This is a genomic window from Carboxydothermus ferrireducens DSM 11255, assembly GCF_000427565.1.
GTDB lineage: Bacteria > Bacillota > Z-2901 > Carboxydothermales > Carboxydothermaceae > Carboxydothermus > Carboxydothermus hydrogenoformans.
Window position 1 is genome coordinate 24,085 of sequence record NZ_ATYG01000027.1, and the last position, 8,551, is coordinate 32,635.

The 8,551-nt window shown below is 43.1% G+C and carries 8 protein-coding genes; all 8 read right to left on the minus strand.

From position 1 onward, the window contains the following. Positions 1–17: 17 nt before the first annotated feature. Positions 18–1,403: an ATP-dependent protease ATPase subunit HslU gene (gene hslU / locus CARFE_RS0110390; RefSeq protein WP_028052714.1), complete on the minus strand. Its 1,386-nt coding sequence runs from the start codon at positions 1,401–1,403 to the stop codon at positions 18–20. A 1-nt stretch (position 1,404) separates the two neighbouring features. Further along, positions 1,405–1,944 carry an ATP-dependent protease subunit HslV gene (hslV, locus tag CARFE_RS0110395; RefSeq protein WP_011344685.1) on the minus strand — a complete coding sequence of 180 codons (540 nt, stop codon included), beginning with the start codon at positions 1,942–1,944 and terminating at the stop codon, positions 1,405–1,407. Next, positions 1,937–2,830, minus strand: a complete 894-nt coding sequence (gene xerD / locus CARFE_RS0110400; protein ID WP_034542037.1) for a site-specific tyrosine recombinase XerD — start codon at positions 2,828–2,830, stop codon at positions 1,937–1,939. Before xerD ends, hslV begins: the two co-directional genes overlap by 8 nt. Beyond that, the gene (gene trmFO / locus CARFE_RS0110405; RefSeq protein ID WP_028052716.1) at positions 2,823–4,124 is read right to left on the minus strand and encodes a methylenetetrahydrofolate--tRNA-(uracil(54)-C(5))-methyltransferase (FADH(2)-oxidizing) TrmFO; all 1,302 of its coding nucleotides are present in this window, start codon (positions 4,122–4,124) and stop codon (positions 2,823–2,825) included. Before trmFO ends, xerD begins: the two co-directional genes overlap by 8 nt. After that, a complete protein-coding gene (topA, locus tag CARFE_RS0110410; protein ID WP_028052717.1) occupies positions 4,121–6,205 on the minus strand; it encodes a type I DNA topoisomerase in 2,085 nt (694 codons plus the stop codon). Before topA ends, trmFO begins: the two co-directional genes overlap by 4 nt. Positions 6,206–6,217: 12 nt before the next feature. Continuing rightward, on the minus strand, positions 6,218–7,294 hold the full coding sequence (gene dprA, locus CARFE_RS14970; protein WP_051250279.1) for a DNA-processing protein DprA: 1,077 nt from the start codon (positions 7,292–7,294) through the stop codon (positions 6,218–6,220). A 76-nt stretch (positions 7,295–7,370) separates the two neighbouring features. Continuing rightward, positions 7,371–8,210: a non-homologous end-joining DNA ligase LigD gene (gene ligD, locus CARFE_RS0110420; protein ID WP_051250280.1), complete on the minus strand. Its 840-nt coding sequence runs from the start codon at positions 8,208–8,210 to the stop codon at positions 7,371–7,373. 95 nt (positions 8,211–8,305) lie between these two features. Then, positions 8,306–8,551: nitroreductase family protein (locus tag CARFE_RS0110425; protein WP_028052719.1), on the minus strand; the 246-nt coding region annotated here is incomplete at its 5' end.

Genomic DNA, 8,551 nt, shown 5'->3' on the forward strand with positions numbered 1-8,551 from the left:
AGTTAAAATATTTGCAATTATAAGATATACCTTGATAAATCGGAATCGTGAACTATTTCACTTAACTTATCCTGGACAAACTTACGGTCAATTACCACCGTTTGCCCCCACATCTCCGGAGCGTTAAACGATAAATCTTCCAGAACTTTTTCTAAAATCGTGATAAGTCGCCTTGCACCAATATTTTCATTCCGTTCGTTAACAGTATAAGCCATTTTTGCAATTTCTTCAAGGGAATCTTCAGTAAATTTCAAATTAACCCCTTCGGTCGCCAGCAGCTCAACATACTGCTTGGTAAGGGCATTTTCCGGAACGGTAAGGATTTTTTTAAAATCCTCCACGGTTAAACTCTTTAATTCCACCCGAATGGGAAAACGCCCCTGCAATTCCGGTATTAAATCCGAAGGTTTACTCATATGAAAGGCACCGGCCGCAATAAATAAAATATGATCGGTTTTCACCGGTCCGTATTTGGTTAAAACCGTTGATCCTTCCACAATGGGCAGGATATCCCGCTGCACTCCTCCCCGGGAAACATCGGGCCCATGGGTATTGCCGGTGGAAGCGATCTTGTCGATTTCATCCAAAAAGACGATGCCGTCTTCCTCCGCTCTTTTGATGGCTTCCCGTTGCACCTCATCCATATCAATTAATTTCTGGGCTTCCTGTTGCGTTAAAATTTTCAGCGCTTCTTTTACAGTAACCCGCCGTTTTTTCCGTCGAGGAGGAATCAGGCCACCCAAAATATCCTGAAAGTTTAGCCCCATTTCTTCAATGCCACCGACGCCAAAAACTTCCACCATGGGAGTTTTTTGCTCTTCAACCTCAATTTCTACCATTTCATTATCCAAAAAACCCTTTTTTATTTTATCCTGAAGTTCCCGTCGGCGATAATTTAATTCATCATAAGCAGGGTCCGTTTTGGTTGCATCCTCCCGGATCCCGCCAAAAAACATTTCAAAAGGGTTTTTGATATTTTCCTTCTTGGGATTGGGAATCATAATTTCGGAAAGCCTTTCTACCGCTAAATTATAAGCTTTATCCTCCACCATTTTAATCTTTTCTTCCCGCACCATCCTGAGGGAAGTCTCCACCAAATCCCGAATCATCCCTTCTACGTCACGGCCAACATAGCCAACTTCGGTAAATTTTGTGGCCTCCACCTTTACGAAAGGAGCTTTAATTAATTTCGCCAGTCTCCGGGCTATTTCGGTTTTACCCACACCGGTGGGCCCGATCATTAAAATATTTTTGGGTATTATTTCATCCTTTAAGTGGGGAGGCAAAAGCTTTCTTCGATACCTGTTTCTTAAGGCTACCGCCACCGCTTTTTTGGCCGCTTCTTGCCCTATTATATATTTATCCAAATACTCAACTATTTGCCGGGGAGTTAAATTTTCCAAATTATTCACCTCCAATGGTCTCCACCGTAATAAAATCATTGGTATAAACACAGATTTCCTGAGCAATTTTTAAACTTTCCATCACTATTTCCCGGGCTGATAAATTGGTGTGATTTATCAAAGCCCGGGCCGCCGCTAAAGCATAATTCCCTCCCGAACCTATAGCTAAAACTCCATCATCCGGCTCGATTACCTCTCCGGTACCGGATATTAACAGTATCCTTTCCCTGTCGGCCACCAGAAGCATGGCTTCCAGGCGGCGTAAAAATTTATCGGTGCGCCAGGTTTTTACCAGTTCCACCGCCGCCCGGGTAAGATTACCCTGACTTTCCTCAAGCTTTTTTTCAAATAAATCAAATAAAGTAAAAGCATCGGCAACTGCACCAGCAAATCCGGCCAGAACTTTACCCCGGTATAATTTTCTTATTTTATTTGCCCGCCGTTTGATAACCGTTTGTTGCCCGAAAGTAACCTGACCGTCACCGCCAATGGCTACTTCTCCGCCCCGCTTTACCGCCACAATCGTGGTTCCCTCAAACATCATTTTTCTCCTCCCTGCTTCGCGGATGGGTTCTAAGGTAAACCTCCCTTAACCGCTCTTTACTGAGATGGGTATAAATTTCGGTGGTAGACAAACGTTTATGACCCAGTAATTCCTGCACGGCCCTGATATCCGCTCCCCCCTCTAAGAGATGAGTTGCGTAACTGTGGCGAAAGGTGTGGGGGGTTATTTTTCGACTGAGCCCCGCTTTTTTAACAATCTGCGAAATCAGGTAACGAATTCCCCGTACTGTTAAGCCCTCACCCTGCTGATTTAGGAACAACTTTTCCGATTTGGGCTTAAAAGCCGGTCTTCCTGCTTCCAGGTACAACTTTAAACTATCCAAGGCGTATTTCCCCAGGGGAACAATTCGCTGTCTTCGTCCCTTACCGGTAACCCGAACGTAACCCTGGGTTAAATCAAGGTCGTTTAACGTTAAACCCGCAATTTCCCCAATTCTTAAACCTGCTCCGTAAAACAGCTCCAAAAGCGCTCTATTGCGCATTCCCGTTGGTGTGGAGTTTTCCTGGCCTTCAATCACTTTAAACACTTCGTCCACGGTTAAAACTTCCGGCAATGTTTTGGGAATCTTGGGAATTTCAAGGCTTAACGCTGGATTTTCTTTGATAAAGCCGCATCTTTTCAAAAAACGGTAAAAGGACCTGAGAGCAACCATTTTTCGGGCTGCCGTTCTCCGGCTACGATTTTTCCTGAGAATGTCTACCAAAAACTGCTTTAAATCCACTTCATTTACCGATAAAAAACTTTTTCCCTGTAAAAATTCTTGAAAATCCAAAATATCCCTTTCGTAAGCGGCAATGGTATTCGGGGAATAATTTCTTTCAAGTAATAAATAATTTAAAAAAGCTTTAAGCTCCTCAGCCATTAACCGCAAGCCACCTTTTTAAATCTTTTAAACTTCTTTCAGCTAAAAGCTTATACCTTTCTTTTTTGTTTTTTATTTTTCGGTCCAGAGGTTTTACCAAGCCAAAATTTACTCCCATCGGCTGAAAGTTATCTACCGGGGCGGTGTTTAAATAACGGATGAGCCCGCCAAGCATGGTGGTTTCCGGTAACGGCTCGGGCATTTTCCCAAACATCCCGGAAGCGGCAATTCCGGCCCAAGCCCCGGTAGCTATCGCTGCCACATACCCTTCCCCGCCGGTTATCTGACCGGCAAAAAACAATCGGGGATATTTTTTCAAGTTTAAGTAAGGAGTTAATAAAGCGGGAGAGTTGATAAAGGTATTTTTATGCATCACTCCAAATCGAATAAATTCGGCATTTTCCAAACCGGGTATCAGGCGAAAAACCCGGTTTTGTTCCTTCCAGGTAAGATTGGTTTGAAAACCCACCAGATTGTAATAATCCCCCGCTAAATTTTCCCGGCGCAATTGAACTACCGCATACGGTTCTTTTCCAGTTCTTGGATCAATAATCCCTTTAGGTTTTAGAGGGCCAAACCTCAAAGTATCTTTACCCCTTGAAGCGATAACTTCTATTGGCAGGCAGCCTTCATAATAAATGTCTTTTTCAAAAGGTTTTAAGGGATGCCGTTCAGCAGTAATCAACGCTTCATAAAACCTCTGATACTCTTCTTCATTCATTGGAGCATTTAAGTAGTCCTTATCCTGCTGGTACCGCCCGGCAAAAAACAATTTCTCCATATCCAGGCTTTCACCGGCGACAATAGGAGCAACCGCATCAAAAAAGTAAAGGTAATCGCTTTCAAGGTATTTTTTTAAATTCTCAGCTAAAGCTTTTGAGGTTAAGGGGCCCGAAGCAATTACCGTAACTCTTTCGGGATTAATATCCACAACCTCTTCCCGTATAACTTCTATTAATGGGTGGTGAGAAAGCCTTAAGGTTACTTCTTCCGCAAATAAATTTCGGTCAACGGCCAGAGCATTGCCTGCGGGAACCCGGTTTCTATCAGCCACCTTTATAACAAGGCTATCTAAAAACCGTAACTCCTCTTTCAATAAGCCCGCTGCATTGTCTAAATTTATACCCCCTAAAGAATTACTGCACACTAATTCGGCAAAAAGGGGAGTTTGGTGCGCCGGAGTAAATTTTTTCGGGCGCATTTCAAATAACCGTACTTTAATTCCCCTTTTAGCCAACTGCCAGGCAGCTTCAGCACCGGCAAGCCCGGCCCCAACCACATCAACTTCTTTCATTGTACTTCCTCCAACGGCTCTGTATGCTTACAATCAGGGTTGGTACAGAGAAGGTACGGTGGCTTTTTCTTCGGTCGTTTTTCTACCATAACACTTTGACAATTGGGACATTTTTTGCTACTGGGCAGGTCCCAACTAACAAAGTCACAGGACGGATAATTGGAACAGCCGTAGAAAACTCGTCCCTTCTTTGATTTTTTAACTATGATTTCACCACCGCACCGGGGACAGGTAGCACCGGTTTTTTGCACAAAAGGTTTAATAAATTTACACTCCGGATAACCCGGGCAAGCCAAAAACTTGCCAAAGCGACTGGTTCTGACTACTAAGTTTCGTCCACAATTAGGGCATTTTTCCTCCGTTTCCTCCAGCGGCAGGATAATTTTTTCAATTTTTTCGTAAGATTGCCGCAGAGTTTCATTAAACGGTTCGTAAAAATTTCTTAAAACCTCAATCCAATTTTTTTCTCCTTCTTCAATCTGGTCAAGTTTTTCTTCCATTTCAGCGGTAAATTCCACATCAATAATGTCAGGAAAATGTTCCTTTAGTAAATCTACAACTATCCGGCCAAGTTCGGTAGGTTTTAACTGCTTTTTATCTTTTTCCACGTAGCCCCGCTTTAATATAGTCTCCAAGATGGGCGCGTAAGTGCTCGGCCGCCCAATTCCCTTTTCTTCCAAAGCTTTAATTAAAGTAGCTTCGGTATACCGCGGCGGAGGCTCGGTAAAATGCTGCTTTGGCTCAAGCTTCAGTAAGGTTAAGCTTTGCCCTTCCATTAAAGCAGGTAACTTTTCCTTTTCCTCCCCTTCCCCTTCCTCTTCTTCAACCTGATAGATTTTGGTAAACCCCGGAAATCTTAGGATTGACCCCGTTACCCTAAATAAATAATCTCCCGCTTCAATATCTACCGTAGTTACGTCATACTGAGCATCGCTCATTTGACTGGCCACAAACCGTTCCCAGATTAATTTATAAAGTTTATACTGATCGGGTGTTAAATATTGTTTAATCTTTTCCGGATCTTTTTCTATATCCGTGGGCCGGATGGCTTCATGAGCATCCTGAATTTTCCCCTTCGGGGCTTTGGTCTTTTTCTCAGTTCCTACATATTCTTCCCCAAAAGTATTTTTAATATATGCTGCCGCTTTTGCTTTCGCTTCTTCCGCTACCCGGGTAGAGTCAGTTCTTATATATGTTACTAAACCGGTAACTCCGTATTCACCGATTTCCAGTCCCTCGTAAAGAGCCTGGGCAATTTGCATGGTTTTTTTGGCCGAAAAGTTTAACCGTTTTGACGCTTCCTGCTGCAAGGTACTGGTAATAAAAGGCTCCGGAGCAGATTTTTTGGTGAGCTTTTTCGTGATTTTAACAACTTTAAAATCCCTTTGCGAAACCTCAGCAATAATCCGCTCCACTTCATCTTTATTTTTTATTTCTATTCTGCGATTCTGGTATTTAGAAAGCTTTGCTTTAAATGGTTTCTTTTCCGCTTCAAGATGAGCCGTTAAACTCCAGTATTCCTCCGGTACAAATTTTTCAATTTCTTCTTCCCGCTCACAAATAAGCCTAACCGCTACCGACTGCACCCGCCCGGCCGATAATCCTTTTTTGATTTTTCGCCAAAGCAGGGGACTTAATTTATAACCGACAATCCGGTCCAAGATCCTCCGGGCCTGCTGGGCGTATACCCGGTTGTAATCTATCCCCCGGGGATTGGCTATTGCCTGTAAAACCGCATCCTTGGTAATTTCGTTAAATTCTATTCTCAGGTCTCCATTATCTTCTAAATCCAATACTTCCTTTACGTGCCAGGCAATGGCTTCCCCTTCCCGGTCCGGGTCAGAAGCTATGTAGACCTTTTCCGCCTTGGCCGCTTCTTCTTTTAATTCTTTTATAAGCTCTTTTTTACCCCGGATTATTTCGTAGGTAGGAGCAAAATCCTTTTCAATATTTACTCCAAACCGATAGGTGGGTAAGTCCCGGATGTGTCCCATGGAAGCTTTTACCACATATTCTTTGCCCAAAAATTTTCCGATAGTTTTAGCTTTTGCTGGAGACTCAACTATTACCAATTTTTTCAAATCAAAATCACCTCAACCCCTGGTAAACTTACCTCCAAACTGTTTTTTCACAAAGCCTTTTATTTCCAGGAAGGAAATTTCTCTTAATACCTCCGAAACATGGGCATTTAAGCGATAAGCTATCTCTTCCACGGTTAAATCCTCATTTACTAAAACCTCTAAAATTTTTCCGGCAAGACCGAAAGCTTCTTGCTTTGACTTCTGGGCAGCAAAACTATTACTAAATAACGTGCCAAAGCCAAGCTCTTCAATGACCTCCGTTCCTTTTAAAGCAATTCTGGCCCCATCTTTTAATAAAAGATTACTGCCAGCACTTAAAGGTGAAGTTATCATCCCCGGAACAGCAAATACTTCTCTTCCTAACTCAAGGGCAATCCTGGCGGTTATCAAGCTTCCGCTCTTCAATGCGGCTTCCACTACAACGATACCTTCGGCCAGAGCGGCAATCAGGCGGTTACGGATGGGAAAAAGGTAAGGTAAGGGCATCGTCCCCGGTAAAAACTCCGAGATGATTAATCCTTTTTGTATTATTTCCCGGTAAAGGTTTTCATTTTCCCGGGGGTAAGGTACATCAATCCCCGAACCTAAAACCGCCACCGTTGCTCCCGCACTTACCGCCCCCCGGTGTGCTTCACCATCGATACCCCGGGCCAGGCCACTTATCACCGTGATCCCCGCCCCGGCTATTTCTTCGGCAAAAGTTCTGGCAACTTTTAAGCCGTAGGATGATGCACGCCTCGCTCCTACAATCCCGACCATGGGTGTTTTTAAAAGCTCCAGGTTACCCCAGCAAAATAACACCACCGGTGGGTCGTACAGGTGTAGTAACCGCTCAGGATACCGCTTCTCCCCAAAGGTTACAATCTTTATCCCCAGGTTTGAGCAGTGCTCCTTTACCCGTTCGGGATTAAATTCAGAAATTTTCCGGGTAAGGCTATTAATTTCCGTGGGCGAAAAGCCAAACTCCTTTAATGTTTTTTCCGGATTAACTACAATTTCTTCTACCGGGATACCTTCTTTAATCAAGTGAAAAAGTTTTTGGTTATAATATACAGAAGCTAAGGTTAAATAATAATCACTGTTTTGCAAAAAATCAACCCCAAAAATATTTTTAACTTACCTTACTTTACTTTAAAATATTTTTCTAAATTTTTCTATAACCTTTTTAAAGAAGTTTTAATAAATCTTCTAAAGAATACTGCCTGGAAAATAAGTCCCAGACCTCTCCATCTTTTTTAAGTCTATGAGGAATAGTTTTAATGTTAAAGTCCAGGGGATTAATCTTACCGCTGCTTATTTCTTCCCAGGTAAGAGGTGTGGAAACCCCCGCTCCGGCAAAAGCTCGAATACTATAGGGCAAAATAATCGTTTTACCGTAGCGATTGTGGCTGTAATCCAGGTGGACTTTTCCTTCCCTTTCAGCCCGGTAATCCTGCAGGGAAACCCTTTGCGGGTGAGCTTTTTCCACAAGGCTTCCGATAAATTGAGCAATGCTAACCAGAGTTTCGTTTTTGTAACGCGGAACCACCGGTACTAAAATATGCAAGCCCATTAATCCAGAAGTCTTCGGATAACCCTCCAACCCATACGAATTAAGGACTTCCCGAATTAATAGGGCAACTTCCACGCACTCCTGAAATCCGGAAGGAGGAAAAGGATCAAGGTCAAAAAGCAACAAATCGGGAAATCTTTCCTGCCCGGCTTTTGCTAAAAGGCCGTGCATTTCAATACAACCCTGCTCAATTAGCCACTTCAAAGTAGGAAAATCTTCGACCAATAAACTGGTTTTTTCATTAATCCTTTTTTCATAATAAACCAAAGCAGCAGGAGCATGGGCAAGTTTTCCCCGCACGTAATAACTTTCCCTGCCAACCCCTTCGGGATAAAATTTGACAAAAAAGGGCCGTCCCTGCATGTACGGCCGTAAATATTCCCAGGTTTTACTGTAATAAGCAATAATTTCATCAAGATAAATTCCTTCGGGGTAAACTAAGTCTCTTACCACGATCCCACCTTCTTTTTTGTATAATTTACCCGGAAAATTAATGATAATACAAAAAATCGTGCAGCTCAAGCCACACGATTTTTCCTAAACATCCATTAAAAGCCGATAAATTGTATTTTCCCGGTTTTTCTCGGTGGCACCGGAGGAGTTTGATCGGGATACCCCAGTACCACCGCACACACAAATTCCTTATCGGTAACCCCCAAAAAGCGATCAATCTCATCGGCCACATACCTGGGGCCGGTCATCCAGCACGTCCCCAGCCCTCGTTCATAAGCCAAAAGCATTAAATTTTCCACCAGGGCCGAGACGCTCATGATGGCTTCGATCCTGCTTTCTTC

Bases quoted from the DNA above. Each gene is read 5' to 3' on its own strand.
- hslV (WP_011344685.1), bottom strand. From the start codon at position 1,944: ATGTTTGAGGGAACCACGATTGTGGCGGTAAAGCGGGGCGGAGAAGTA.
- xerD (WP_034542037.1), bottom strand. From the start codon at position 2,830: ATGGCTGAGGAGCTTAAAGCTTTTTTAAATTATTTATTACTTGAAAGA.
- trmFO (WP_028052716.1), bottom strand. From the start codon at position 4,124: ATGAAAGAAGTTGATGTGGTTGGGGCCGGGCTTGCCGGTGCTGAAGCT.